Source organism: Chlorobaculum sp. 24CR (assembly GCF_004118635.1).
In the GTDB taxonomy this organism is placed as follows: Bacteria; Bacteroidota; Chlorobiia; order Chlorobiales; family Chlorobiaceae; genus Chlorobaculum.
In genome coordinates this window covers 1-26405 of the sequence record NZ_SDGU01000002.1, presented here as the reverse complement: position 1 = coordinate 26405, position 26405 = coordinate 1, and the positions used below count along the sequence as shown (strand labels likewise).

At 56.4% G+C, this 26405-nt stretch carries 17 protein-coding genes; 12 read left to right on the top strand and 5 right to left on the bottom strand.

Features of this window, described 5'->3' with window-relative positions; all coding sequences use genetic code 11:
* Positions 1 to 57: 57 nt before the first annotated feature.
* The 4 genes from EST62_RS00155 to EST62_RS00140 form a co-directional block, all read right to left on the bottom strand.
* Positions 58 to 2274, bottom strand: a complete 2217-nt coding sequence (locus tag EST62_RS00155) for a hypothetical protein (RefSeq protein WP_129050094.1) — start codon at positions 2272 to 2274, stop codon at positions 58 to 60.
* 266 nt (positions 2275 to 2540) lie between these two features.
* Positions 2541 to 2783 (bottom strand): bacteriochlorophyll c-binding family protein, encoded by a 243-nt coding sequence (locus EST62_RS00150; protein ID WP_129050093.1) that lies wholly within the window; start codon positions 2781 to 2783, stop codon positions 2541 to 2543.
* A gap of 154 nt (positions 2784 to 2937) precedes the next feature.
* Positions 2938 to 3357, bottom strand: a complete 420-nt coding sequence (locus EST62_RS00145; RefSeq protein ID WP_129050128.1) for a chlorosome protein C — start codon at positions 3355 to 3357, stop codon at positions 2938 to 2940.
* Positions 3358 to 3482: 125 nt separating this feature from the next.
* Complete coding sequence (locus EST62_RS00140; protein ID WP_129050092.1) at positions 3483 to 4700, bottom strand: TRC40/GET3/ArsA family transport-energizing ATPase; 1218 nt, start codon at positions 4698 to 4700, stop codon at positions 3483 to 3485.
* A gap of 323 nt (positions 4701 to 5023) precedes the next feature.
* On the opposite strand from EST62_RS00140, the gene EST62_RS00135 reads away from it, so the two are divergent.
* From EST62_RS00135 to holA, 3 genes are all read left to right on the top strand, one after another.
* Positions 5024 to 5818 carry a dihydroorotate dehydrogenase electron transfer subunit gene (locus EST62_RS00135; protein WP_129050091.1) on the top strand — a complete coding sequence of 265 codons (795 nt, stop codon included), beginning with the start codon at positions 5024 to 5026 and terminating at the stop codon, positions 5816 to 5818.
* Between the two features lie 70 nt (positions 5819 to 5888).
* On the top strand, positions 5889 to 6377 hold the full coding sequence (locus EST62_RS00130) for a single-stranded DNA-binding protein (protein ID WP_129050090.1): 489 nt from the start codon (positions 5889 to 5891) through the stop codon (positions 6375 to 6377).
* Positions 6378 to 6402: 25 nt separating this feature from the next.
* Positions 6403 to 7446: a DNA polymerase III subunit delta gene (holA, locus tag EST62_RS00125; RefSeq protein WP_129050089.1), complete on the top strand. Its 1044-nt coding sequence runs from the start codon at positions 6403 to 6405 to the stop codon at positions 7444 to 7446.
* A 120-nt stretch (positions 7447 to 7566) separates the two neighbouring features.
* Here holA and EST62_RS00120 read toward each other — a convergent pair whose 3' ends face one another.
* Positions 7567 to 8568, bottom strand: a complete 1002-nt coding sequence (locus EST62_RS00120) for an NAD(P)-dependent oxidoreductase (RefSeq protein ID WP_129050088.1) — start codon at positions 8566 to 8568, stop codon at positions 7567 to 7569.
* 242 nt (positions 8569 to 8810) lie between these two features.
* On the opposite strand from EST62_RS00120, the gene EST62_RS00110 reads away from it, so the two are divergent.
* From EST62_RS00110 to EST62_RS00070, 9 genes are all read left to right on the top strand, one after another.
* The gene (locus tag EST62_RS00110) at positions 8811 to 10013 is read left to right on the top strand and encodes an aminotransferase class I/II-fold pyridoxal phosphate-dependent enzyme (RefSeq protein ID WP_129050086.1); all 1203 of its coding nucleotides are present in this window, start codon (positions 8811 to 8813) and stop codon (positions 10011 to 10013) included.
* Between the two features lie 298 nt (positions 10014 to 10311).
* A complete protein-coding gene (locus EST62_RS00105; RefSeq protein WP_129050085.1) occupies positions 10312 to 12933 on the top strand; it encodes a TonB-dependent receptor in 2622 nt (873 codons plus the stop codon).
* 220 nt (positions 12934 to 13153) lie between these two features.
* The gene (locus EST62_RS00100; protein WP_129050084.1) at positions 13154 to 13846 is read left to right on the top strand and encodes an FkbM family methyltransferase; all 693 of its coding nucleotides are present in this window, start codon (positions 13154 to 13156) and stop codon (positions 13844 to 13846) included.
* A gap of 406 nt (positions 13847 to 14252) precedes the next feature.
* Positions 14253 to 18056: a magnesium chelatase subunit H gene (gene bchH / locus EST62_RS00095; RefSeq protein ID WP_167599076.1), complete on the top strand. Its 3804-nt coding sequence runs from the start codon at positions 14253 to 14255 to the stop codon at positions 18054 to 18056.
* Positions 18057 to 18359: 303 nt separating this feature from the next.
* Positions 18360 to 18776: a hypothetical protein gene (locus tag EST62_RS00090; RefSeq protein WP_129050082.1), complete on the top strand. Its 417-nt coding sequence runs from the start codon at positions 18360 to 18362 to the stop codon at positions 18774 to 18776.
* Positions 18777 to 18976: 200 nt separating this feature from the next.
* Positions 18977 to 22813, top strand: a complete 3837-nt coding sequence (locus EST62_RS00085; RefSeq protein ID WP_129050081.1) for a magnesium chelatase subunit H — start codon at positions 18977 to 18979, stop codon at positions 22811 to 22813.
* Positions 22814 to 22855: 42 nt separating this feature from the next.
* Positions 22856 to 23554 carry a magnesium protoporphyrin IX methyltransferase gene (gene bchM, locus EST62_RS00080; RefSeq protein WP_129050080.1) on the top strand — a complete coding sequence of 233 codons (699 nt, stop codon included), beginning with the start codon at positions 22856 to 22858 and terminating at the stop codon, positions 23552 to 23554.
* A gap of 193 nt (positions 23555 to 23747) precedes the next feature.
* Positions 23748 to 25388 (top strand): magnesium-protoporphyrin IX monomethyl ester anaerobic oxidative cyclase, encoded by a 1641-nt coding sequence (gene bchE, locus EST62_RS00075; protein WP_129050079.1) that lies wholly within the window; start codon positions 23748 to 23750, stop codon positions 25386 to 25388.
* Positions 25389 to 25552: 164 nt separating this feature from the next.
* Positions 25553 to 26405: hypothetical protein (locus EST62_RS00070; protein ID WP_129050078.1), on the top strand; the 853-nt coding region annotated here is incomplete at its 3' end.

Here is a 26405-nt window from a genome sequence, read left to right as displayed (position 1 = left end):
TGAAAAACTATGGTGTAAACTTGACTGTAAACTGTGTCTCTTTCGGGCTTTTCGCCGTCAGACTTTTCTGCCACGCCGTTTGCCGCGGTTGGCCTTTCCGGACGAATGCCGTTGCGGTTCAGCCTTTTTCTCGATAACCGGCTCTTTTATTTCCTCCGGCTCTTTTACCACCTCCGGTTCAGACTGCTGAACCGGAACATCGGATTCAATGGTCATGTACTCTGTCGATTCACGGAAATCCTCTGCCTCCTCCGGTTCGGCAAGGGCTGAAAAAATGAGCTCTTCAGATATGCTGATCTCTTCTTCCAGCTCAGCTTCGATCCGAATCTCTTCCCCGACAAGCTCTTCCGGCTCCGGTTCAGGTTCAGACCCGATTGCTGGCGCTGGCAATACCTCCATCTCCGGCTCGACCTCTGCCTTGATCTGAATCTTCTTCCTGACCGGCGGCTCCGGCTCGGATTCAAGCACGGACTCGATCTCCGGCTCCGGCGCTGAGAGCATTTCCGGCTCCAGCTCGACCTCAGATTCAAGCGATACCTCCGGCTCCGTTTCGGCCTTGATCTGGATTTTTTTCCTGATCGGCGGCTCAGGTTCAAGCACAGACTCGATCTCCGGCTCTGGAGACAACTCCGGCTCAGGTTCGGGTTCTGCCTTGATCTGAATTTTTTTTCTGGTCGGCGCTTGAGGTTCTGGCTGCTCTTCATCGGCAACGCTTCCCTGCGCTTCGTCAGACACGGCGGTGTTGATCGCGCCACGCCGCTCTTCGTCGTAGCTCATCAGCTTTTGGGCGATGTCAGCCTTCGCGCCGCTCCCCTCTTCGGCTTTGATCGAGAGCTTCTTGCGGCGAATCCCGGAGCCGTTCTCGCTGCTTGCGGCAGGCGAAACGATCACCGGCGCTTCGAGCTGGGCAGATGGTGAATCGTCTCGCTCGGATTCGTCGTAGCTCATCAGCTTCCGGGCGATCTCGTTATCATCCTCCATCTTGATGGAAAGCTTCTTTCTGCGCCCACCCGATCCCGTGCCCGAATCGCTCTCCTCCGGAGCGCTGGGGCGAGATGCCGGAGGGCGGCTCTCGCGGGAGGTGATCGGCTCGTCATTGCCGACGAACAGATCGGCATCGGCATGATCGTCATCATCCTTGATGCTGATCTTTTTACGGCGGATCGTCGAAGTATCGTCGTCCGGCTCCTCCTCGACGAACGGCGATTTCCGCGCCTTTGAGGCGCCACGTTCCTCACGCGCCGGTTCGTGCGTCGGCGACTTCTGACTCTTTTTGCCACCACCGCTGCCAAAACCGGTCATTTTGATGATCTTGCCGAGGGAACCGAACACCCCATCGTTGACCACCGCCGTTTTGATGGCGTTCATCACGAAACGCTCGGCCATCGGATTTCCGGCGATATTGGAGAGAAGTTCGTTCAGGGCAGTCAGTACCGTGGCCATGTCTCCAGGCACGTGCTGCAGATCTTTCATCACCTGGTCACGCATCTTGAACGGAGCATCGCCGACCATGTTTTTTATCTGTTCGGCAATCCGTTTCAGGGAGGCGGGATCGGTCGGAAGCATCGACTCCAGTCCGCGCATGGCATCTTGAGGCCCCATGCCGCCACGAGAACGCTTTTCGCCAGTGCCCGGCGGCTGGTACGGTGGATAAGGAGCTTGCTGTTGTTCGTAGTCGGCGGAGGCTCGGTACTGTTCGAGCAGATCCTGCCCGTAGCCGATACCGGCGTCTGGCGTCGGAGCCTGCGGAGTATCAAGTTTAAGGGTGATCTGTCGTGGCGGGCAGATACTCCTTGCCGCCTGAAAAATTCTGTCCGCGGTATCCTGGGGAATCTCCTGACGGTAATTGATGCCGAGATAATCCTCGATGATCGATTCAACCAGAGTCTGAAGCTTGACGATGGTATCAGCCTCGCGAATCTCGACCATATCGAAAATCACGTAGATCGGCTCCTTGCCTTCACGACGGATTTTGAGATTCATGGTCGCGAATGCGCTGTCCTTGTTGCGGCTGTTGACCGACACGGCGGCGAGGCTGAACCTGTCGAGATAATCCTTCGATGCTCCCCGCGCCCAGAGGTAGAGCGCCTTGTCAGTATAGATCAGGTAATCCTGATATACAATGTTGCCCACCCGCTCCTGGTGAGATTCGTAAAACACCCCGTCAAAAAAAGCGATGGGAGTTTCGCCCTCGCCTATCAGCCGCTTCTGGAAAAACTCGGAGACATCTTCCCGCTCTGTCTGCCCCGATATATAGAGAGAAATATTAGCCATTTACCGCTTCCGGTCACGTTACCTGTAAAATCTGTTCATCATCGATGGAATACCGAACAGCTAAAATATGAAAACAAAAATAAATTACGTAACAAAGAGACAGGAATAAGCAAGACGGAAGAGTAAAGACAAGGCTTCCGCTCGCAGCGAAGGCGGTAAAGAGCAGGCCTGATGATGGAATGACAAACAGAAGAGTGGGGTAAACAAAAAAAGCAGTGAAGGCTGAAAACCTGTCACTGCTTTTGAAATTCGGCTGAACGGTTTGCTTATTTGGCAAACTTCGATTCAACTTCTTTGGTAGGAACGGCATAGCCGGATACCTCGGGGGAAGAACCACGAAGGCTTCCACCGCCGCCCATCGAACCGTAGGCATTGCGGTTGATCCTCATGGTGCCTTTGCCCAGCGAGTCAAAAAGCATACCGACGGTTTCCCAGTGACCTTCGACCATAACTTCGAAAATACGGCCTGCGGCGGCTAAAATGTCGGTAAAGACGCCTCCTCCACTCATAACTCCTCCTTTTGGAATTTAATTGACGGAAAAAACAAAGATTAAAATCGAGACTTTAGGACAAAAATAAGCGAATAAACGAAAAAACACAAATAAAAGATTTTATGAGCCATTTCGCCTTTTGTTTTGGCGGAGGCCCCGGCCAGAAACAGCCTTACTTTTGACCGGTCGTTTTCTGGAATGAGCCGGCAATGTTCTTGACCGCCTCAGAAGCTGAAACCCCTGCATCACCAACCGCTTTTGCCGCGTTGCTGGTCGCATTTTCAACATTCTTCACGGCATCGCTATACAGTTCGCCAGCCGAACGGGACACGTCCTTCACGGTGATAGCAACGCGATCGATGGTTTCGCCGACAACGCCGCTCGAACCGCCAAGGACATTGCCGATACCCGACGCATCGACCAGAGAACCGACCGTACCCGCGACCGTTTCGGCAACGCTCCCAGCTACTTCAAGACCGCCGACAATGGCGCTCTGGCCGGTCAGGAGCAGACTTTCCGCAAGAAAGGTCAGTCTGTCGGTAAAATCGAGTTCCTTGAAGTCCTTGCGAAGTTTCTGATACGACTCTGACATTGTATCCTCCTTTTGACCGGCTGCCTGCACAGCTCCCGGCTACTGGTTTTATGGAATTGTGAAATTGATAATTTCTTAAAGCTAATAAAAAAATCAGCTATGCTCAAACAGAACCGGGCAGGGCATCACGCCTTGTGATACTCCCTGGTGCGGTGATGCTGACCCTGCTTTTCGAGATCGAACGGGATGTGCAGCCACTTGTCCTTGAATACGGCATCGCCGGGTTCCAGGCCGGTGAGGCTGATCGGAAGAGTGATAATCTTACGCTGGTTGCCGATCTGCACGTACAGTTCGTCACCGGTGACCCACACGTCAATATCGACCGGGTTGGCGAACATGAGCTTGAGCTGCACTTCATAGAGGTCGCCCTTGCGGACAAACTTGATCGGCGGCTCGTCGTACATCATGTCAGATGGGTCGGTATCGCCGTACATATCGCGAGCGAACACTTCGAGCGACTTGACGCCGACGATCTCCTGATCGTACATCTTGAGCTTTTTGACCGGAAGCGGAGAGAATCCCTCTTCGATCTCACCGAGATATTTCTGCTGAATGCCTTTCCACTTTTCGAGGTAACCGCTGTTCTCCTGCGTGTCGAGCAGCTTGTTGACCAGCACCATATCGACCTTGAAACCGTAAAGGTTCAGATAGGTCAGGGCGCGCATGGTCTCCTTGATCGACATCTTCTCGGCATTCATCACCAGCCTGACGGTCGATTTGACGTTGTCGGTGAGAATCTCGCGGATGTCTTCGAGTTCGTCGAAAACCTGATCGACCGACTCGATGGCATCTTCCGGCGGAATGTAGTAGGCGATCTTGTCCGACATCTTGGAGAGTGGCTTGCTGAGCGGCCGGACGATATATTTGTTGACGTTCTTGACCGCCTTCATGCCCCACGAGAGGGTGTCGGGCAGCGAGAGCAGGCGAAGGGTCTCGCCGGTCGGCGCCGTGTCGAGCACGAGCGCATCATACAGACCGGCGGATTTGTAGCGTTTGATTCTGAGCAGGGAGAACAGCTCCTCCATGCCAGGAAGAATAGTCATTTCATCGGCCATGACGCCCGAAACGCCCTGCGCCATAAAAATACGGGTATAGTACTTCTGTACCGAATGCCAGTTCTGCTTGAGGTCAACATAGGGGTTCACCTCGATGGCGTGAAGATTTTCCTTGATCTTGGTCGGCTCGGCGCCAAGCTGGAGGTTGAACGAGTCTGAAAGGCTGTGGGCGGGATCAGTAGAAAGCACCAGGGTACGATGACCCATTTCGGAAAGACGGACTGCCGTGGCGGCCGAGACACTTGTCTTGCCCACACCACCCTTACCAGTAAAAGTTAATATACGCATGAACCAGGCATTGGAAGTTTATTGTACAGCCAAGATCGTTAAGATATACTTCTCACATCATTCTGCAAAGGAACATTCATCACATCGCGCCCGCGCCGAAAAACCGCATTGCGGAAAAACAGCCCGTCCTCACCCGGTAGAACGGACTATATAATTATTTCTCAATGAATTATCATGACTCCGGCTGACATCTGGCGGAGAAACTCATTTGCAAAATAGCGGCAGGGACTCTTAATTATTGTCAGATACTTTTCAAAAGCGGGAAAGAGGCTTACCGAAATCCTCCCGCTCGCCTGAAAATCCAATCCGGTACGCATCTTCCCATGCTTCAAACCAGCACCATTACCGACATCAGAACCCGCATTTCAGCCATCCGGCCTGCAGGAACCGATGTCTCGATCCTGTCATTGCCGTGCCCCGAAATCGCCGCCGCCGCCCGGCCCGGCAACTTCGTCAACATCAAAATCAACGCCGCTGACCAGCCGTTGCTACGCCGCCCCTTCTGCATCCATAACGTCGAGGGCGACACCATCGACGTTATGGTCAAGAACGTCGGACGAGGCACCTCGCTGCTCTGCGAAGCATCGTGCGGCGAAAGCCTCTTGGTGCTCGGCCCGCTCGGCAACTCGTTCAGCACCGGCACCGGCGATTTCGACACGGCCCTCTGCGTCTCCGGCGGCATCGGCACCGCGCCGATGCGCTTTCTCGAAACAACGCTGGCCTCGGAGGGCATTGCGTTTCACCACCTGGTCGGAGGCCGGAGCCACGCCGACCTGCTGACCTCCGGCCTCTCGAACGTCAGCACAGCGACCGACGACGGTTCCGAAGGGTTCCGCGGCAACGTCGTTGAATTGCTCGAAACACATCTCGCAGAACAGAACGCCGCCGGACGGGTCAAGGTGTTCGCCTGCGGCCCCAATCCGATGCTCAAGGCCCTCGCCCGTTTCTGCCGGGATCGCGCCATTGCGTGCGAGCTGTCGCTCGAATCGATCATGGGGTGCGGCGTCGGCATTTGCTACGGCTGCATGGTCGAACTCAGCAACGCCGACGGACAAAAGGAGAGTATCCTGCTCTGCCGCGAAGGCCCGGTCATCGACGGCGAGCGCTTTACTGCCTGACTTGAAGAATAAAGATTAATCATGTAGCTTGTCGGGCAACACCAACAACAAGAGAATCGTACCTACCATCATGGCAAGAGGCTTGAACAAAGTAATGCTGATCGGTCATCTCGGCAACGACCCCGAACGCCGCGAAACCGCATCTGGCCAGTCCGTCGTCAATTTCACCCTCGCGACCAGCGAAGGTTTCAAGGACAGCAGCGGCAACTTCCAGGAACGCACCGAGTGGCACCGAATCGTCGCATGGGGCAAGCTGGCCGACATTTGCAGCCAGTACCTCAAAAAAGGACGCCAGGTCTATATCGAAGGCCGCTTGCAGACCCGCTCGTGGGAAGACAACAAGACTGGCGAAAAAAAGTACACCACCGAAATCGTATGCAGCGACATGCAGATGCTTGGATCGAAAGATTCCGGCGGCGGCATGGGCGACTCTTCATACTCGCAGGAGCGCCAGCAATCTTCACGCCCGTCGAGGCCCGAACCCTCATCCGGCAATTACGGTGAACGACCAGCTTCCGGCGGGGCGCAGGATTTCGAAAAAGACGACCTGCCCTTCTGACCAACGACTCCGTCACTGACCCCGCATGGCAGAGCTGAAAAAACAGATCGCTTCCGGCAAGATCGCCCCTGTCTATTTTTTTCAGGGTTCGGAAAGCTGGCTCAAGGAAGAGATCGAAACGCAACTGAAGGCGGCCATTTTCCCTTCGGAAAACGAGGCTGCCCTCAATACCCTCGTTCTGTACGGCCCTGACCTCACCCTCGGCCAGATCATCTCGACCGCCTCCGAATACCCGATGTTCACCGAAAAAAAGCTGGTCATCGTCCGCCAGTTCGACAAACTGAAGAAAGTGACCGGCAAAACGGAAAGCCAGCGGCAGGAGAACTCACTCCTGCGCTTTCTCTCCGATCCGCCCTCATTCGCCGTGCTGGTGCTCGATGCGGACGAAGTCGAAAAAAAGGAGCTTGAAAAAGCGCCGTACAAGCATCTCAAGGCGTTCCGGCATGACTTCGGAGCCATTAAAAATGCTGATCTCTTCGCCGCCGAACGGGCCAAAGAAGCCGGATGGGAGTTCGATCCGGACGCGCTGAAAACCTTCTCGGCCTACATCGAACCCTCGTCACGGCTGATCTGCCAGGAGATCGAAAAGCTCACCCTGTTCGCCTCGTCCGGCAAGCGCGCCGACCGGCGCATCACCCTCGACGACGTCTGCGACTGCGTCGGCATCTCGCGCCGGTACAACGTGTTCGAGCTTGAAAAAGCGATTGTCGGCAAAAACCTCCGGCAGTGCAGCGGCATCGCGTTGATGATTATGGAGCAGGAGGGGCAGAAGGAGGGGCTCATGAACATCGTGCGCTACCTGACCACCTTTTTCCTGCGAATCTGGAAACTCCAGGCACCCGGCGCGCGCCAGCTCTCGCTTCAGGAAACGGCCGCCCTGCTCGGCATGTATGGTCGCCAGGAGTTCTTCGCAAAAAACTACCTCGGCTACGCCCGCCAGTTCAGCGTCGCCGAAACCGAAAAAGCCATCCGCGCCCTGCGCGACGCCGACGCCGCCCTCAAAGGCATCATCCCCTCGCCCGACGACAAATTCACCCTCCTCAAACTGATGCAGCAACTCTTCAGTTGAGCGGAGCGGCAGTGAACTTGGTGGGCTGAGTGGACTTGGTGGACAACACGCTGGTAATTGCAAAGCCTGTTTAATCCACTTCTTCAATTCATAATTCAGCATTCATAATTCATAATTTCCTCACAGCCACCCCTGCTGCCGGTACCAGCGGAGCGTTTCCGCGACCCCCTCGGCCAGCGGAATTGCCGCCGTGAACCCCAGCTCTCGCTCCGCTTTCTGCGGACTGCACACCCAGAAATCCTGCACCAGCTCGCGGGCTTTGTCGCGGTTGATGAGCGCCGGGCGGGCGGTCAGTTTCGCGACGGCGCCGAGCACCGCGCCGAGGGCGAACACCAGCGGCTTCGGCAGGTTGATGCGCATGAGCCTCCGGAAGCCGAGCACCGGACGGGCAGCTTCGATCACCTCGTCCCAGGCGTAGCCGCGCGGCGAGGTGATGAAATAGTCCTGCCCGGCGGCGGCCTCCGACCGAAGCGCCAGCAGCGTTCCTTCGATCAGCTCATCGACATGAATCATGCTGAAGCGCTGCCGCGTTCCGGAACCCGCCGAAAGCAAATACCCTTTTTTCATCATGGCGAACACTTCGAGAATGTCGCGGTCTCCCGGCCCGTAAACGGCGGGAGGGCGGACGATAGTCAGCGGAACGCCTCCCACGTGCCGCCGCGCTGCCTCTTCGCCGAGCAGCTTGCTGCGCCCATAGGCGCTCACCGGCCGTGGCCGGTCACTCTCCCGAACGCCGGGCGAAGGCGACGTGGCTGGCCCCATGGCGGCAAGCGACGAAACCAGCAGAAAACGACGAAGCCCCGGATTGCGCCGCCTCACCGCTTCGAGCAGGTTTTCGGTCGGCGTCACATTGCCCGCGATAAATCCGGCCTCATCGACCGCCTTGGTCACTCCGGCCAGATGGATGATCGAGGCCACGCCCGAAACCGCGCGGCCGAGCGCCTCCGCGTCGCCATATGCGGCGCGCACCTCCTCGACTCCCGCGCGCCGGCCTGATGGCGACGTAGCGCGGCTTTCGGGCCGGAGCAGCACCCGCACCCGGCGGCCCTGCCCAATGAGGGTATCGACCATTCTCGAACCGATAAAGCCGGTCGAACCTGTCACCAGAATCACTTCACTCATACACTACAGCCCTCTTTTTCCACATGATTACCCTCCTGTACCGCTCCTGCGCGCCAGCGGAGAATACTCCGACGGGGAGAAAAACACAGGCCTCTTTATCGAAAAAATGAAATTTTTAATACATTTCCGTTTCATAGCTGAATCCGCAATGCTGACTCAAGTCTTGTTGAGCACGATTCACGGAAAAAAGCCATCATCAATTTCAAGCGCTGGGCGAGAACGTAGAAGTAAAACCGCAAACTGTGGAAAAAGCAAAAGATATATTCAAAAAGTGTGTGGATTTCACCCTTGCCGACGAAGTCAAAGCGCTGGGAGTGTACCCTTTTTTTCGCCCTATAGATGACTCCGAAGGACCGGTTGTCTCTTTTGACGGGCGAAAATTCGTGATGGCCGGCTCGAACAACTATCTTGGCCTCACCAACGATCCGAGCGTCAAGCAGGCCTCGATCGACGCCATCAATAAATATGGCACAAGCTGTTCCGGTTCGCGCTACATGACCGGCACCGTCAGGCTCCACATCGAACTCGAAGAGCAGCTCGCTGACTTTTTTGAAAAAGAGCGCTGCCTGCTTTTCAGCACCGGCTACCAGACCGGCCAGGGCATCATTCCAACCATCGTGCAGCGCGGCGAGTACATCGTCGCTGACCGCGACAATCATGCAAGCCTCGTAGCGGCATCGATCATGGCGATTGGCGGCGGCGCGAGTCAGGTTCGCTACCGGCACAACGATATGGCTGACCTGGAACGGGTGCTCCAAACCATTCCCGAAAGCGCCGGAAGGCTGATCGTCTCGGATGGCGTCTTTTCGGTCTCCGGTGAAATCGTCGATCTTCCGGCGCTGGTGGCGCTGGCAAAAAAATACAATGCCCGGATCGTCATCGACGACGCCCATGCCGTTGGCGTCATCGGCAAGGGCGGGCGCGGCACCCCCTCCGAGTTCGGCCTGGTGGACGAGGTTGATCTCATCATGGGCACCTTCTCCAAAACCTTCGGCTCGCTTGGTGGCTATGTGGTCGGTGAACGCTCGGTGATCAACTACATCCAGCACACCGCCTCGTCGCTCATCTTCAGCGCCTCGCCGACTCCGGCCAGCGTGGCGGCGGTACTGGCGACCCTCAAAATCATCAGGGAGCAGCCTCAGTTGACTGAGCGCCTGATCGCCAATACCGACTATGTTCGCCAGGGATTGCTGAAGGCCGGATTCACCCTCATGCCGTCGCGCACGGCGATCGTAACCGTGCTGATCGCCGATCAGATGAAAACGCTCTATTTCTGGAAAAAGCTTTTCGATGCCGGAGTTTACGTCAATGCCTTCATCCGGCCTGGCGTCATGCCTGGCCACGAAGCGCTCAGAACCAGCTTCATGGCCACCCATGAAAAAGAGCACCTCGACAAAGTCATCACCGAATTTGCAACCATAGGACGGGAACTCGGCGTGATATAAGCCGTTAAGCGGATTCACAGCATTGATGCGACAAAGCCCTGCAAAATCTGCGGGGCTTTTTTTTCTGCAAACGCACTGCCGGAAACAAGACATTCTTTGGAGTTTGCGTTAATTCACCATAAATTTACAACATTCTGCACGTCTCACAACATGATGCGATGATGCGTACGATCAGATATACCCATAGCTTCTCTCCTGCACCGATAAGCAACAGCGGATCGCAACAGTCAACCGCTGCCCGCCGTAATTCCATGTTTTCCAACGCTCACTCAACACCAACAACCCAACACGCACAATCATGAAAAAGCAGCAGGCAAAGGGCTCTGGCATGAAAAGGCTCGCTCTTTCGGTGACCTTTCTTGCATCGTCGCTGGCTCCACTGACAACCTGGGGCGCGGATGGCGTCCTGAAAGGACGAGTCACGGACAAGGCCGATGGTGAAGGCGTCGTCGGCGCCGCCGTATCGATCGCCGGCACCACCATCGCAACCGCCACGGACATCGACGGCAACTTCGTGCTCCGGAACGTTCCGGCGTCGAAGCAGCAGAAAGTCACCGTAACCAGCATCGGTTACGCGCCGACGACGCAGGTCGTGACGCTTTCGGACGGCCAGACTGTCACGCTGAATTTCGCGATGGGCCAGACCACCATCATGGCCTCGGAAGTGGTTGTCGGCGCAGCGCTGTACAAGCAGGACAGGCTTGACGTGCCGGTAACGGCCAACGTAGTGTCGAAAGAAAAGATCAAGGAACAACCAAACCCGACGCTTGACTCAGTAGTGCAAGACGTTCCCGGCGTTGTGGTCAGCCGTGCAGGCGGAACATCATCATCGAATTTGCAGATTCGCGGTTCGAACACTTACAATGGCGGCGGTATCGGTACGAGGGTGAATGCTTTCTACGACGGATTCCCGATCAACAGCCCCGACAGCGGTGAAATCGTCTGGCAATCGGTCAACATGAACGCTGCCGACAAGGTCGAGGTGCTCAAGGGCGCTGCGGCCACGCTCTACGGTTCCGGCGCGATGGGCGGCGTGGTGAACGTGACCGGCCACATGCCGCAGAAAATGGAGATCAGGGCAGGAAGCAGCATCGGCTTCTACGACGATCCTCCGTCAAGTGACAAAAGCGAATATCGCGCAACCGGCACGCCGGTATTCTGGAACACCTATGTCGGCGTCGGTAACAAAAGCGGCAAATGGACTTACGACTTCCTCTACTCGCACAGTGACGACGACGGCTACCGCCAGAACGCCTGGAACTACATGAACGATGTCAAGTTCAAGGCCAGATACGACATTGATTCGAGGCAGTACATCCAGCTCAGCTCTTTCTACAACTCGACAGTCGGTGGGTATGCGTATCAGTGGCCATACAATTTCACAGCATCGACATCAACTTTCACCCCTCTTCTCGATCAGACATATGATGTGTTTGTAAATGCCCGAGTATTTGGTAGTTACACAGAGGCATACAACTACGTTTATAACCTTACTTATGCCACTGCATATGCGGAGGCATATGAAGCTGCTGGCGGTGACCTAAATCCCGCTGCTGCTACCATAGCTGCGCCAATTGCGACTGCTGCCGCTACTGGCGCAGCTACTGGTGCAGCTCCCGGCATGTCCTCTTTCCAGAAATATGACGTCTATAGGGATGATCTCATCAGCCGCAAGAACGCTCTGATAGGCCTCAACTATGTCAACCTGCTGAGCGACAAGTTGTCACTCGATACTCGTCTTTATTATACCTACAATGCATCGCGAATCGAGTACAACCGCACTGATGCCGATCAGCTTTATGCAACCGGCAGAATCAGAACGCCTGGAGAGTTCAATGAAACAGACGACAACCGCTATGGCGCAGGAATAAAACTCGATTGGCGTGCTTGTGATAGTCATCGTTTTTTGCTTGGTATAGACGGCAATATCGTTGACACGAGAACCACTCAGGTTGCTGTGGAATATCCGGTTAAAAACGAGTTCAATGATATCCAGGAAAAGAACTTCGCCACATTCCTGCAAGACGAGTGGAAAATCACAGACAAGCTGACCGCTCTGATTTCGCTGCGTTATGACTGGAGCGGTGTCAACAAGGATGAGGTTCAACTGCAAGACCTCTCATGGGTACCGCTCAACAACAAAAGCGTCGATGCTTTGAGTCCGAGGATCGCCCTCAACTACAGAGCAACCGATGACATGGCACTGCGCGCATCGTGGGGCCGCAGTTTCCGCGCCCCATCGCTATATGAGCGTTTCGTGCATGATGCCGGATTCCTGACTGTTGAACCAAATCCAGACCTTGACAAGGAGACCATGACAGCATGGGAGGCTGGTATATTCAAACAGTTCAGTGACAAAGTATCGCTTGACATCGCCGGCTTTATCAACAACTACGATAACCTTATCGAGTCACGACCTACTGCGATCCCTCTGACTTACATTTATGGCAATATCACGAAAGCTCGCATCTGGGGTATTGAGACGAACCTGAACTACAGACCAAACGCGGACTGGAACCTGAGCGTTGGCTACACCTACATGAATGCCAAAAACCGTTCGTTTGATGCCACAAAGGCGACAGCTACGGAGCTGAACAACCCTGATCCGGAATGGTTGCCTTACCGACCCGAGCACACGGCTTCGGCAAGCGTGACCTGGAAAGCCACCGACAAGCTGACACTGAACGTCAACGGACGCTATATTGGCAAATACAATGCTGTCACGGTGTACACCAACCCCGAAGGCGAAAACTATCCGGGCGATTTCGTGGTGTTCAATGCTGGCCTGAAATACCAGTTCAACAAGAACATCACTGCCACTCTGGCCTGCAACAACATCAACAACACGCAGTACGAAGAGGCCGAGTGGTTCCGTGCTCCGAACCGCAGTTTCATTGCCGGTATCGACCTGACCTACTGACCGGTCGTCACATCGGATGCCGTCAATCACGGCACACCATCGGAAGGGCTGTCACTGTGGCAGCCCTTCTTTTTTTCTTCCCGCGACCACGAATTTTGCCGGCTGATAAAACCGGCATCACCGTAGCTCGATATGTATAAAGTCTCTTTACTTTAAAATTATTACTGACTATATTGCATTCAAACACACCGGATACACACATTTCAATTTTCGGTCATTTATGCAATTCTATACAAGGTCAAAGATTTTGCTCCGGCAGATTCTCGGACATGAACTCAAGGCTGAAGTTGAATTGTATTGCAAAACCTTCAATGCCGGAGACTGGGCATTCTCGCCTATCGGCATCAACAGCTCAAGCGTCATTTTCTCGGCAGGCACGGCCAATGACATCCGCTTCGACAAAAGCCTGATTAACAGCTTCGCCTGCAACGTCCACGCCTTCGATCCAAACCCGAAGTGGATCGACTGGATCAGAGCGCAACGCACCCCGCCCGAATTTCATTTTCATCCATTCACCATCGGCAACGCGGATGGAACCGTGCGGCTCCGGGAAGATGCCGTCGAAGTCCCGGCAAAAAGAGTCCAGACCGTCATGAGCGAACTCGGCGTCGAAGCTATCGACATCCTGAAAATGGATATCGAATCGGCAGAGTACGAGGTGATCGATGACATTCTGGATTCCGGCGTTCCGGTCTATCAACTGCTCGTCGAGTTCCATCACCGCTTCAAAAACGTCCCGATAGAAAAAACAAAATCGGTGCTCGAAAAACTCTCCGCCGCAGGGTATCGCATTTTCCACATCTCTGAAAAATACCGGGAGTTCTCCTTCATCCACGAACAGACCTACTACCGGCACGTCGATGAAAGCCTGAACGGGCTGATACCGAAATCCTGCGCCGTCCGGAGCGCCTGATCTCTGTTTTTTCAGACCGCCCAACCGTTACGGACAAGCGAAAACAGCTTGCCCAATCCGCCGGACGCCCTGTATGGCCCGATCCGTGCATTTTTTTCCCGATCCGCGCAAACCGGCGATCCTCAAGGTTTTCCGGCTCGCCGCTTACCTCGTCACCGCCCTGAGCCTTCCGGCTGACCGCCATTAACTCTTTTCATTTAGCAAGCATCCGGGAACGATCCGCGACCGGTTCTCATTATCAGGGTGATTGCCGGAGAGACTCGCAGATGGAATGGACCCAGTCTGTCGGCTCTCCGCCCAAGCCCGGCAAAAAGCCCCGAACGTGTTTTTAGCCTGTTATATCAAAGCGGGATTTATTACATTAGGTGGCCTGAAATACCTCAATCAAAGCACATCTCAGTTATCTATGGGCGACAAAATCCGAATTGCCGCGGTGGTCGGAATGGAACAGTGCAACCAGCGCGTATGGCGGGAAGTAACCGATTTAATAAGCCAGCACGCCGAGCTGACCCAGTGGACCGATCAGGATCTCGAACACCAGAATCCGGAGGCAGGCAAGGCAATCCGCGAGGCGGACTGCATCTTCACCACCCTGATCCAGTTCAAAAACCAGGCTGACTGGCTTCAGGAGCAGATCGCGCAGTCGAAGGTCACGACGATCTTCGCCTACGAGTCGATGCCGGAAGTGATGCACTTGACGAAAGTCGGAAATTACGTCGTTTCCGAAGATGGCAGCGGAATGCCGGACATCGTCAAGAAGGTCGCCAAGATGCTCGTCAAGGGCCGCGACGAAGACGCACTTTACGGATACATGAAGCTTCTGAAGATCATGCGCACCATGCTGCCGCTGATTCCGAAGAAGGCCAAAGACTTCAAAAACTGGATGCAGGTATACACCTACTGGATGCATCCGACCGCTGAAAACCTCGCCTCGATGTTCAATTACATCATGGCGGAGTATTTCAACGTTGCCGTCAAGGCCAGCAAGGTCGAAGAGGTTCCGACGATGGGATTCTACCATCCCGACGCGCCGGAGTACATGAAGGACCTCCACCACTACGAAAAGTGGCTGTATAAAAAGAACCGTGACGCAAAGTCCCGCAACAATATCGCCATGCTCTTTTTCCGCAAGCACCTCTTGCAGGAGAAGGAGTACATCGACAACACCATCCGCGCCATCGAGGCGAAGGGGCTCAACCCGCTGCCGGTGTTCGTCATGGGCGTCGAAGGCCACGTGGCCGCCCGCGAGTGGTTCACCCACACCAAAATTGACATGCTCATCAACATGATGGGCTTCGGCTTCGTCGGCGGTCCCGCGGGCGCCACGACGCCGGGCGCTTCGGCTGCCGCGCGCGAGGAGATTCTCGGCAAGCTCAACGCGCCGTACGTCGTCTCCCAGCCGCTCTTTATCCAGGATATCAACTCGTGGAAAACGCAGGGCGTCGTGCCGTTGCAGTCGGCCATGACCTACGCCCTTCCGGAGATGGACGGCGCGGTCTGCCCGGTGGTGCTCGGCGCAATCAAGGATGGCCGCCTGCACACCGTGCCCGACCGTCTCGACCGCCTCTCAACCCTCGCCAAGAAATTCTCCGAGCTGCGCCACACCGCGAACCGCGACAAGAAGGTCGCCTTTGTGGTCTATGACTATCCGCCCGGTATGGGCCGCAAAGCGAGCGCCGCCTTGCTCGACGTGCCGAAGAGCCTCTATAAAATGTTGCAGCGCTTGCAGAACGAGGGCTACAACGTCGGCGAACTCCCGGAATCTCCGGAAGCGCTGCTGGCCATGCTCGACCGCGCCACCGATTACGAAATCCAGGCGCACGAAAAAGATTGTTTCGCCATCGACCGCCAGACCTTCAACGCCATCACCACTGACCGCGAGCGCGAGCGCATCGAGGCCCGATGGAGCGGCTTCCCCGGCGAAATCGCCCCGGTCGGCCCCGACAGAATGTTCCTCGGCGGCCTGACGCTCGGCAACGTCTTCATCGGCGTCCAGCCGCGCCTCGGCATTCAGGGCGACCCGATGCGCCTGCTCTTCGACAAGGAGAACACACCGCACCACCAGTACATCGCCTTCTACCGCTGGATCAGCCGCGAGTTCGGCGCGCACGCGCTCGTGCACGTCGGTATGCACGGCACGGTCGAGTGGATGCCTGGCCTCCAGCTCGGCGTCACCGGCGACTGCTGGCCAGACGCGCTGCTCGGCGAGGTGCCGCACTTCTACATCTACCCGGTCAACAACCCCAGCGAGGCTAACATCGCCAAGCGCCGCGGCTACGCAACCATGATTTCGCACAACATTCCGCCGCTCTCCCGCGCCGGCTTGTACAAGGAGCTGCCGACCTTCAAGGACATGCTCAACGACTACCGCGAGCGCGGCCTCGAAAAGATCGTCGATGTCGAAACCGAGATGGCCATACTCGAAAAGGCCGAAAACCTCAACCTGAGCGACGACTGTCCGAGAATTGAAGGCGAAGCATTCAGCGATTACATCAGTCGCCTGTATATCTACATGCTTGAACTCGAAACCAAGCTCATCTCGAACGCGCTGCACGTGTTCGGCGAAACTCCGGAGATGGCGACCCAAGTCACCACAATTTCCGAGTACCTGAAGGTTCGCGGCAACGAACGCTCGCTGCCATCGGTCATCATGCAGGCTATCGGCGAGAGTTCCACCTGGGGCGACTATGCCGCACTGGCCACCAGGTCCCGCAAAGGTGATCCGAAAGCACTCAAAGTCAGGGAAAAAGTCGATGACATTACCCGTGAGTTCATCGAGAAGGCCATTTTCGACAACTCGAACGCCGGGAATGTATTCAGCGTGCTGACCGGCGGAGCGAGGGCCAACGAAGAGATGGCCGAGGCGATCAACACCGCATTGCAGGAGGGCGCGGCCCTGAAGCAAGGTCTCAAGGACAACAGCCACGAGATGCAGAGCTTCGTGCGCGCACTGAACGGCGAGTACCTCCCCTCCGGCCCCGGCGGCGACCTGGTTCGCGACGGCGCCTCCGTCTTGCCGACCGGCCGCAACATCCACGCCATCGACCCGTGGAGAATTCCTTCGGAGCTGGCCTTCAAGCGCGGCAAGCAGATTGCCGACACCATCATCCAGAAGCATCGCGACGAGAACAACGGCGAGTATCCCGAAACCATCGCGCAGGTGCTCTGGGGCTTGGACACCATCAAGAGCAAGGGCGAAGCCGTGGCGGTCATCATCGCGCTCATGGGTGCCGAACCGGCCTACGACGCTCAGAACAAGATCAGCCACTACCGGCTCGTGCCGCTCGAAAAGCTGGGCCGTCCGAGAATCGACGTGCTGATTCAGATCAGCTCGATCTTCCGCGACACCTTCGGGGTGCTGGTCGATCACCTCGACAAGCTGGTCAAGGACGCCGCAAAAGCCATCGAACCGGCGGAGATGAACCACATCAAGAAGCATGTGGATGAGGCCCTCGCGCAGGGCAAGGACTTTGAAAGCGCCACCTCGCGCCTCTTCACCCAGGCCCCCGGAACCTACGGCTCGCAGATCGACGAGCTGGTCGAAGACTCCGCATGGGAATCGGAAGAGGATCTCGACAACATGTTCGTCAAGCGCACCGGCTTCGCCTACGGCGGCAACCGCTACGGCGACGAGCAGAGCGACATTCTCAAGAACCTGCTCTGCACTGTCGATCGCGTCGTGCAGCAGGTGGACTCGGCGGAGTACGGCATTTCCGACATCGACCGCTACTTCTCCTCGTCAGGCGCATTGCAGCTTTCGGCCCGACGCCGCAACCCGAAAGGCGACAACGTGAAGCTGAACTACGTCGAAACCTACACGGCGGACATCAAGGTTGACGACGCCGAAAAAGCGCTCAAGGTGGAGTTTCGCACCAAGCTGCTCAACCCGAAGTGGTTCGAGGGAATGCTCGCCCAGGGCCACAGCGGCGCGACGGAGATCAGCAACCGCTTTACCTACATGCTCGGCTGGGACGCCGTCACCAAGGGCGTTGACGACTGGGTCTATAAAGAGGCCGCGCAAACCTACGCCTTCGATCCGGCCATGCGCGACAAGCTCATGAAGCTCAATCCAAAAGCCTTCAAAAACATCGTCGGCAGAATGCTCGAAGCGAGCGGACGCGGCATGTGGGCCGCCGATCCCGACACCATCGAGAAGCTTCAGGAGATCTACTCCGACCTGGAAGATCGGCTCGAAGGCATCGAGGTCTGACAAGTCAGCACATAACGATCATATAAGAAGGGCTCTGAAACAGGAGCCTTTCTTTTTTTGCCCGATCCCCCTTTTTTAAAAAATATTACTTCAGTACCACAACCAACCGCCGCCAAACGACCGCGCCGCAGAAGGTCGCATCTTCGCTTTCAGGACTTTGTTTGATATATTATCAATGTTCAAAGGCATTTCATCTCTCTGTCGTCAGTCAGGATCGAGGGAAAAGTACGCCTCCCTGCATGATGTAATCGCGACCCGCTATTTACGTGGAGCGAGTGAATAGCGCGTTCATAAAACCAGTTTATGCACACCCGAAAACATACCATCGGCAGAAATATTCTCCGCGTTTTCGAGATAGCACTGTTTTTCGTGGTCTCGGTGCTCGGGTACGGGCTGATGCTGAAAACCTCCTCGTTCAGCAATAAATCGAAAAGTCGCGACCACGATTCGGTCGCCTTTGAGAAAACTGTCGATCTGAACGGCCGACACCGCGAACTGAGAGTGCTCTCCGGCACGCTGCTTTTTCCGAACAGTGCGGCAACTACCCTCTCGCACCGGCGCGCCGCCGCCAGCCACGCTTGCGCGGCGATCCATCCCTTGACGACGCTCGCCCGACACCTCCTCTCCGGCAACGAGCGCCACTCTCATTGCCTCGACGGCAACCGTCGATTGCTCCGCCCCTGCAACCTTCTCGAACAGAATCCTGTCCTGCTGAATTAGCCCCGGAGCAGTGCGAAGCGCCCGCGCTTCGCCAAATGGCAGCCGATGCCGATGCTTTGCTTACCGGGCGAAACAGCATCGGTCACGAGCCGCCGTAACTCCTTTTCTGGCCGTCAAAGCAATTGCGGACTGACACGCCATATGGCCAGAACGCCATTTTGGGCGAGACCTTTTCAATGCAGGGTAACAGGATTTGATCTATGCGATTTCTGTTCATCACCATGGAGCCGACCAACAACAGCGTGCTCAAGTCGGCGGCTGCCGAGCTGAGCCGCGAGTTCTCGCTCGACCTCGATGTCTCGATGTTCAACCTCGGCCTCAACCACAGCCGCAACACCTGGGAGAAGCTCGAACGCGAAATTCCCGGCGCTGACTTCATCTTTGGCTCGATGCTCTTCAGCGAAGAGATCGTGCGCCCGCTCGAAGCGTTGCTCGAAACCGCCGCCTGCCCGGTCTGCATGATTACCAGCAACCCGGCGCTCATCAACCAGACCCGCGTCGGCAAATTCTCGCTCCAGAAAAACGCGGAGGAGGAGAAGCAGCAGGGCATCTTCAAACAGCTCGCCTCGAAGCTCAAACCGGCGCACGGCAGCTCCGAAAGCCAGCGGCAGCTCTCGCTGGTGCGCAATGTCGGCAAGCTGATGAAGCACATCCCCGGTAAGGCGCGCGACATCCACACCTTTATCTCGGCGCACCAGTTCTGGCTGAACGGCTCGAAAGAGAACATGCGGCGCTTCCTGTGCCTGCTCATCGACCGGTATATTCCTGGCTACAAGGGACAGTTGCCGCAGAACGACCCGATCTTCTATCCCGACACGGCGCTCTACCATCCCGATGCGGGCAAGCCCTTTTCAACTACTTACGAGCTCCGGGAGTGGCAGCGCAAAAACAGGCCTGCCACGGGAACGGGACAAGTGGCGATCCTCGTCATGCGCGCCACGCTGCTCTCCGAAAACATGCTGCACATCATCAATCTGCTCCGTGAACTGGAGTCGCGTGAGGTGCCGTGCTGCATCGCTTACAGCGGCGGGCTTGACTTTCGTCCGGCGCTCGAAGGCTTTTTCGATCCGGCCAGCAGCGAGTCGATGCCGATCGATCTCGTCGTCAACGCCACCGGCTTCTCGCTGGTAGGCGGCCCGGCGGAGACCCGCTCGGCGGAGGCGGTCAGCATCCTGAAGAAAATCGGCGTGCCCTGCTTCAACCTCATCCCGCTCGCCTTCCAGCCGATCAGCCACTGGCGGGAGAACAACCTCGGCCTGACGCCGCTCCAGACTGCGCTCAGCGTGGCCGTGCCGGAGCTTGACGGAGCCATCGAGCCGCACGTCTTCGCCGGACTCGAAGAGGGCAGCGACCGCACCCTGCCGCTCGAATCGGAGACCCGCGCCCTGGCCGACCGCGTCGCCCGGCTGGTGCGGCTGCGGCGCAAAGCCAATGCGGACAAGAAGCTCGCCATCGTGCTCTTCAACTTTCCGCCGAACCTCGGCAACGCGGGCACGGCGGCCTTCCTCGATGTCTTCGAGAGCCTGTTGCGGCTCATGCGCAAGCTGAAGGAGGAGGGCTACCAGATCGACCTCCCGGCGTCGGTCGATGCGCTGCGCGACAAGCTGCTCGAAGGCAACCGGCTCGTCTTCGGCACCGACGGCAACGTGGCGGCACACTACCCGGTCGAGCAGTACCGCAAAGCCTTTCCGGGCTACGAGCGCATCGAGCCGTTCTGGGGCGACGCGCCCGGCGAGCTGCTCAACGACGGCAGCCGCTTCCACATTCTCGGCGCGATGTTCGGCAACCTCTTCGTCGGCCAGCAGCCCTCGTTCGGCTACGAGCGCGACCCGATGCGGCTGCTCATGGCCAAAGACGCCGCGCCGAACCACGCCTTCGCGGCCTTCTACTCGTGGCTCGACCACGAGTTCCGGGCAGACGCGCTCTTGCACTTCGGCACGCACGGAGCGCTGGAGTTCATGCCGGGCAAGCAGGTCGGCCTGTCGCAGGAGTGCTGGCCGAAGCGGCTCATCGGGGCGTTGCCGCACTTTTACTGCTACTGCGTCAACAATCCGAGCGAAGGCGCGATTGCCAAGCGGCGCGGCCTGGCGACGCTGGTAAGCTACATGGCGCCTCCGCTCGAACACGCCGGACTGTACAAGGGAATGCGCCAGCTCCGGGAGCTGGTCGGCTCGTGGCGCAGCCGCCCGTCAAGCGAGGCGCTGGCAGAGATCCGTGAGCTGGCCGGGACGCTCGATCTCGACCGCGCGGACGAAGCGATGGGCGACGAAAATTATATCACCTGGCTCAACAACGAGCTGTACCTGATCGAGGAGCGCATGATTCCGCTCGGCCTGCACGTGTTCGGCCAGCCGCCGACGGCGGAGAGCCTTGTCGATAACCTCGCGTTGCTCGTCAGCCATGCACGGCCCGAACTCGACAACCGCTCGCTGCCGGAGCTGGTCTGCGCGGGATTGAAGCTCGACTACGACCGGCTCGCCGAGCGGCACGAAGAGGCGATGGAACTGCGGGAGTCGTGGCAGAAGGTCACCTCGATCTGCCATGGAGCGGTGAAGCGCTTCGTCGGCAAGCTGCCCGCGACGCTGCCCACGGGCGTCTCGACCGCCACGCTCTTCGAAGGCACGCTCACCGTCCGAATGGACGAGGCGAGCGCCTGGCTCCAGAAATCGGCGAACGTCAAACCCCGCCAACTCGACAAACTCTGGCACTTCCTGAACGGCATTCTCGCCGCCCTGCTCGAAAACCGCGAGATCGAGGCGGTCACGCAAGCGCTCGCCGGAGCCTATATCCCGCCATCGCCGGGCAACGACCTGGTGCGCAACCCGTCGATCGTGCCGACGGGCCGCAACATCCACAGCCTCGACCCGTACAGCATCCCGACCCCCTTCGCCACGAAAGCCGGAGAGCGCTCCGCGGAGGAGCTGCTGGCGCAGTACAAGCGCGAAACCGGCGAGCTGCCGGAGTCGATCGCGCTCATCCTGTGGGGAACGGACAATCTCAAAAGCGACGGCGAAGGCGTGGCGCAGGCGCTCGCGCTGCTGGGAGCGCGGACGAAAACCGACGAGCTTGGCAAGATCGGCGACGTGGAGCTGATCCCGCTCGAAAAGCTCGGTCGCCCCCGCATCGACATCGTGGTGACGGTCAGCGGCATCTTCCGCGACCTGCTCTCCCACCAGGTGCGCCTGCTCGACCGCGCCGTCCGGCTGGCCGCAGTGGCCGACGAGCCGGAGTCGATGAACTTAATCCGCAAGCACGTCCGCCAGCAGGCCTCGGAACTCGGAATTTCGGAGGACGACGCGGCGGGCAGAATCTACTCCAACGCCCCCGGCAGTTACGGCTCGAACGTCAACCACCTCGTCGAGAGCAGCACCTGGGAAGAGGAGCAGCAGCTCGCCGACGCCTTCGTCAACCGCAAGAGCTTCGCCTTCTCGCCGGAGGGCGACTGGCGGGAAAGTCCGGAAATCTTACGTTCCGCGCTGAAAAATGTTACATTGACCTTTCAAAATATCGACAGTTTCGAGATCGGATTGTCTGATATTGACCACTATTATGAGTATCTTGGCGGCGTCTCGAAATCGGTCGAGCTGCTCGGCGGCTCCAAGCCGAAGGTCATGGTCGGCGACACCGGCGGATTCGGCAAGGGCCAGAAGATCCGCTCGCTGGAGAAGATGGTCGCCCTCGAAGCCCGCACCAAGCTCCTGAACCCGAAGTGGTACGAGGCCATGATCGAACATGGCTACGAAGGAGTCCGGGAGATCGAGGCGCACCTGACCAACACTTACGGGTGGAGCGCAACCGCCTCGGCGGTCAAAAACTGGACATACCAGCAGTTCACGGAGACCTTCCTGCAAGACCGCGACATGCTGGAACGCATGGCGGCGCTCAACCCCAACGCCACCATGGCAATGACCCGGCGTCTGCTCGAAGCCAGTTCACGAGGCTTCTGGGAGGCAGACGAAGGCACGATCGAACAGTTGCAGGAACTGTACGAAGAACTTGAAACAAAAATCGAAGGCGCCCACACCCCGGAGGCTTGACCGGACGCGGGCGACAACCAACATCAACCACGAAACAGCACCATGAGCAGCCCATCATTCAACGTCGAGGAACACAAAAAGATGCTTCAGTCCTATTTCAATGGCCAGGGCTTCCAGCGCTGGGCATCGATTTACGGCGACGACAAGCTCTCCACCGTCCGCTCCACCGTCCGGCAGGGCCACGCGGTCATGATGGACAAAGCGTTTGAATGGCTCCAGAAAACCGGCCTCGCCAAAGGCTCGAAGATTCTCGACGCCGGATGTGGCACCGGCCTGTTCACCATCCGCCTCGCCAAGAGCGGCTACCGCGTCAAGGCCGCCGACATCGCCGAGCAGATGGTCAACAAGACACGCGACGATGCCCAAAAAGCTGGCGTGGCGGGTAACGTCGAGTTTGAAGTAAGCTCCATCGAATCGGTGTCGGGTACGTTCGATGCCGTAGTCTGCTTCGACGTACTGATCCACTACCCGGCGGAAGGATTCGCCCACGCCTTCAGCAACCTGGCAAGCCTCACCAAAGGCCCGATCATCTTCACCTACGCGCCGTTCAACAACATCCTCGCCTTCCAGCACTGGATCGGCGGCTTCTTCCCGAAAAAAGAGCGCCGCACCACCATTCAGATGATAAAGGACAAGGAGATGCAGCGGGTGCTTGGCAAGCTCGGCCTCAAGATCGTCAGCCAGCAGAAGATAAGCTTCGGCTTCTACCACACCATGCTGATGCATGTGGATCGCCGCTGAACGCATTAAGACCGTGAAAAGCCTGCTCAGGGGCGTGGATGCTGAATTCAGATCAGGAATTTTATGGAATAAGTTGTAAATTAGAAGTTCAAGAAATTTTTTACCGCGTGCACGGTGTTGCATGATAAGCGTGTAACGACATGCCGATACAACAGAAATCGTACACAACAACCTATCCGGAGGGTGGAAACAGATGAAGATTCTGATGATTCAGCCGAATTATCACTCAGGCGGTGCCGAGATTGCTGGCAACTGGACACCAAGCTGGGTTGCCTACATCGGCGGAGCTTTGAAGCAGGCTGGCTTCAATCAGGTGAAATTTGTGGATGCAATGGCCGACGACCTGCCCGATGACACCATTGAGGAGATCATCCGCAAAAACCAGCCGGATGTGGTGATGACCACCAATATCACCCCTTCGATTTTCAAGGCGCAGGACATCATGAAGACCGCCAAGAAGGTCAACAAGAATATCCGCACCATCATGGGCGGCATTCACTCCACCTTCATGTACCCGCAGGTGCTCACCGAGGCTCCGGAGACCGATTACGTCGTTCGTGGCGAAGGCGAAGAGGTTACCGTCAATCTCATGAAAGCAATCGCGGCGGGTAACGACAAAGAGACTCGCGGCGACATCACCGGTATCGCCTACATCGATGAAAAAGGCGAAGTGTTCGCCACGGCGGCCCACCCCGTCATCGAAGATCTCGACACCCTCTCGCCGGACTGGAGCCTCTACGACTGGGACAAATACATCTACACCCCGCTGAACTGCCGCCTTGCCGTACCGAACTTCGCGCGAGGCTGCCCGTTCACCTGCACCTTCTGCTCGCAGTGGCAGTTCTGGCGCCGCTACCGCGCCCGCAGCCCGAAATTTTTCGTTGACGAGATCGAAATCCTCGTCAAAAAGTACAACGTCGGATTCTTCATCCTCGCCGACGAGGAGCCGACCATCAACAAGCAGAAGTTCGTCTCTCTCTGCCAGGAGCTCATCGACCGCAAGCTGGACGTCACCTGGGGCATCAACACCCGCGTGACCGACATCATGCGTGACGAAGACCTCTTGCCGTTCTTCCGCAAGGCCGGTCTGGTGCACGTTTCTCTTGGCACCGAGGCCGCCAGCCAGATGAACCTGAACCGTTTCCGCAAAGAGACGACCATCGAGGAGAACAAGTACGCCATCAAGCTGCTCCAGAAGAACGGCATCGTGGCCGAAGCGCAGTTCGTGATGGGTCTCGAGCACGAAACCCCGGAGACCATCGAAGAGACCTACCAGCTCTGCAAGGACTGGGATCCGGACATGGCCAACTGGACGATCTACACTCCGTGGCCCTTCTCCGACCTCTTCAAGGAGCTTGGCGACCGCGTCGAAGTGCGTGACTACTCGCGCTACAACTTCGTTTCGCCGATCATCAAGCCCGACAACATGGAGCGCGAGGATGTGCTCAAGGGTGTGCTGAAATCGTACGGACGCTTCTACGCACGCAAGACCTTCTTCAGCTATCCGTGGATCAAGGACCCGTATGTGCGCAAGTACATGCTCGGCTGCCTGAAGGCCTTCGCGCAGACCACGCTCACCAAGCGGTTCTACGACATCGACCGCGTCAAGACCAAGAACCGCAAGATCGAGATCGACCTCGGCTTCGACAAGTCAAGGATTCTGACGCAGGCCGAGGTAAAGAACCTCAAAGAGCTGAGGCCCGAAATGGTCGCCGACATGAGCTTCGGCCTCAAGGAAGCCGGCTACCAGCGCGAACACCAGGAACACAACTGGGACGAGTTTGACGAGTCAACGATCAAGGATCGCACCTCCGATACCATCCGCAACTGCTGACAGGCAGAGAGAGAGCGAGAGCGCCCGATACCAACAGCAAAACCCGCCACTCCGGCGGGTTTTGTGGTTTTTCAGAAATACGGGAATTATAAACCAGGAGAGATATATATTTTATAGCTTTCTCGATAATGGAAGGCCCATTTCCAACACCAATCCATCCGCTTATGAAAATTCAAAACCATACAAAGGCTCAGCATTTTGTTTCACAAGCGGAACTTAGGTTAAATGCGTGCAATCCTGATGCGCAGAAGCAGTCTAACTTTAAGATATTTGAGTTTAACGTAATCAATAGAGAAAAATATCAAGTTGATTTACTTTCTGAAAAAGGAAGAGCTGTAGATAAAGCACTTGCTCTTGATGACCTTTTTAGTTTTGACGTGAAAGATAAAGAGGTAAGAGCTAACCTTGAATCGCTTTTTCAATCATATGAAAATATGATTGCAGAGAGCACAAAAAAACTTTTAATCAAAATTGGTCAGCGTCAGAAAAATTTATCGGACGAACTGGATAATATTTTTAAAGCAAAGTTATTAAACTCATTTCGCAATCCTTATTGTATACAAAAAACACTAAACACTGTTGGGTTATTAGCGGCTCATCATCCTACCGACCCTTTTTTGAATGAGGTCTGTGAGAGAATTAAGAAGGGTCAAAAACCACACCAAAAGTATCTTTGTGAGAAGTTGGGGATAAGTAATAGTCACTATGAAAAGTGGCTGCACGTTTTATTTATGCTTTTAACACCCTTAAAACCCCTTTCTCTAAATATGTTAGAGTCAATTATTAACTCTCTCTACTTTAAGCCATCAAATTATCTTTCGGCATTTATTTTCACCTATACTGGTGAGCATACTGATAAACGCCCACTTGTGTCTGACCGAAGTTTCTCCACCCCCATTGATAACGATTCGACTTTAGCGTTCTCAAATAAAGGATCCTCGAAGCAGAGCTTCGAGGTATTTAGAAGAGTTGGAGCTGCTGTGAATGCAACTTTTTATACTCAATTTCTCGACCTTG